Genomic DNA, 2,041 nt, shown 5'->3' with positions numbered 1-2,041 from the left:
CCGCCCGGCGCTGAACTTCGGCGTTCTCTGTGACCGTCGTTGCCGGTCAGCCGCCATTGAACATAATGTGGCATTAAGCGCAATGGGCCTGCACGGCCCACCACGCTTAACGGCACATTATGTCGGCACCGCCCACCGCAGGGCGCTGCGCGGCCACCTCAACCCCGGTGAGCGGCTGGCCGCCGGGTGGGGCCTCTTAGCCCCCGTGGCGCACCGGGCTGCGCCCGCTGCTGTCAGCCTCAATGCAAAATCCCGCCGCCGCAGTCGCCGCCGTCCGTGGCGGCTCCGGTGTTAACATCCACCTTAACCCGTTGTCGGTCAGTCCGTCAGGGTCAACAGCCCAGAAGGCAGGCCAGCAAGCTGGCCGCAGTTTATTGCCCCCGCCCAACCCTGCTGCACTGGCTGCGTCCGGCTCGCAGTCGCAGGCTCCTTGCTCGTCTCCGTACTCGCCATCTTCGCCCCATCCGCCCCCGCGAGCGGGGGCTCCCCGCAGAAATCCATCGATAAGCGGGCTTCGCCAGCCCGCACCCGGCCAACCCGCGTCAGCGGCGCAGGCAAGCTGCCCCGCCGCCACGGGTTATCGAGAAAACCCGGTACGGCAGGAAAAACGGGCGGAAACCCGGCACTGACATCGGGGAAAAAGTGAGCTAAAATCGGCAAAGTGCACATCGGGGTTTTGGGTTCGCGGCGGTGAGTGCAGTGGAACGAAGTGGCTCTTTAACAGGTTGTTATTAAAGAAAAAATCCCGTTCAAAAAGTATGGTCGTGTCGGGGCAGTCCCTAAGATCCGCTGGGACTGGCTGGGTGTCCGGGGGCTGAATCTCAATCACCATCAGACTTTGCTAGAAGCTGGCAAGGGCAAGGCGATTATCCCGGCGTTGATCGTTTCCGAGATATCACAGTCAAGAAAGGCACAATATTGATGGCAGGTGCACCAGGCCAAGGAAGTTTCTACACAACCATTAGAGCGGTTGAGAGGAGCGGATACTCTAAAGAAGGTGTGTTTAAAGGATTACAGGTAATACCTCATAAAGATTTCGGATATAGGCCAGGTATGACAGCCTATAGAGTTCTGGAAGATACACCTGCTGCCTTTGGTATAGTGAGAGCTAACCCTCATGCTGGTTCCGGTGGGTTACCTCAAATAGTCATTGAAAAGTACGATGGGATTTTAGAACCTTTATATTCGGTGAAGTTAAAATGATATACGCTAATGGTAATGTGAACTTAAATGGAATAATAATTAATCCATTAATTAAAAAAGATATTTTTCTAGAAAAAACATCAGAGCTTAATCCAGAAGAAATTTATATTTTTGGAAATAGAGTCCGTTACTCTATTGATAATATATTGTTTTTAAATGTAAATTATATTGTCAGTGCTGTTTTTCAGGATGAGTTTCTCATTTATATTGAATTGCTTCCGTTCGATAAGGAGATAGAAAACAAAATCAATGTATTTACCAATGAAAACCAAATGAGAAATAAATTAATTAATGATTATTTATTAAAATCACTATTTGGTTCATCAGAGAAACTTTATTTTCCATGGGGAAGTATTGAGTCTATAGCAGATACTAGATCAGGTATGTCATACATATCTATTTCTTATAAAAACAGTAATCACTGAGTTAGATATGAATAACCGGAAGGATCCTCGTGATCCTCCGGCCCTGTTCTTCTCGACACTCAATAAAGGACGGAATCTGGCCTGCGATTTTGTGGCCAATATGAAGACACGGAGAGTGGTTTATTTTATAATCGGCACCGTTATTACGACAGTGAAACAGGCCAGTACTTATCGACAGATCCTCTGAATCTTAGTGGCGGATTTAACCCGTACGGGTATGTCCATGATCCGGTGAATTGGATTGACCCGCTAGGGTTGGTGGGGTGCCCGAGAAATAATATTGAAGCCGTCATTCCGCACCGTATTTCTGATTTAAAAATAGTGTGATCTTACACAGGTTTTTTGTATTGATGATATCAGTGGGGTTGACGGTAATCGCCAATTTTGATCTATTACTTTTATTTACCGGAAAG

Annotated in this window: 3 protein-coding genes and 1 pseudogene; all 4 read left to right on the top strand. The window is 48.3% G+C overall.

Features of this window, described 5'->3' with window-relative positions; genetic code table 11:
• The first annotated feature begins 288 nt into the window (after positions 1-288).
• Positions 289-507 (top strand): hypothetical protein, encoded by a 219-nt coding sequence (locus tag CKY02_RS25090; protein WP_167405362.1) that lies wholly within the window; start codon positions 289-291, stop codon positions 505-507.
• A gap of 414 nt (positions 508-921) precedes the next feature.
• The gene (locus CKY02_RS22885; protein ID WP_112896997.1) at positions 922-1,203 is read left to right on the top strand and encodes an SRPBCC family protein; all 282 of its coding nucleotides are present in this window, start codon (positions 922-924) and stop codon (positions 1,201-1,203) included.
• Entirely contained in the window at positions 1,200-1,628 is a 429-nt protein-coding gene (locus CKY02_RS22880) for a hypothetical protein (protein WP_112896996.1), read from the top strand. The genes CKY02_RS22885 and CKY02_RS22880 overlap by 4 nt, the downstream gene beginning before the upstream one ends.
• Before the next feature lie 66 nt (positions 1,629-1,694).
• A pseudogene (locus CKY02_RS22875) lies at positions 1,695-1,910 on the top strand (RHS repeat-associated core domain-containing protein); the annotation flags it as partial.
• Positions 1,911-2,041: the final 131 nt, after the last annotated feature.

This window comes from Photorhabdus bodei (genome assembly GCF_003287735.1).
In the GTDB taxonomy this organism is placed as follows: Bacteria; Pseudomonadota; Gammaproteobacteria; order Enterobacterales; family Enterobacteriaceae; genus Photorhabdus; species Photorhabdus kayaii.
This window is presented reverse-complemented; position numbering and strand designations above follow the sequence as displayed.

Coding starts and splice junctions, on each gene's coding strand:
- CKY02_RS22880 (WP_112896996.1), top strand. CDS start 1,200: ATGATATACGCTAATGGTAATGTGAACTTAAATGGAATAATAATTAAT.
- CKY02_RS22885 (WP_112896997.1), top strand. CDS start 922: ATGGCAGGTGCACCAGGCCAAGGAAGTTTCTACACAACCATTAGAGCG.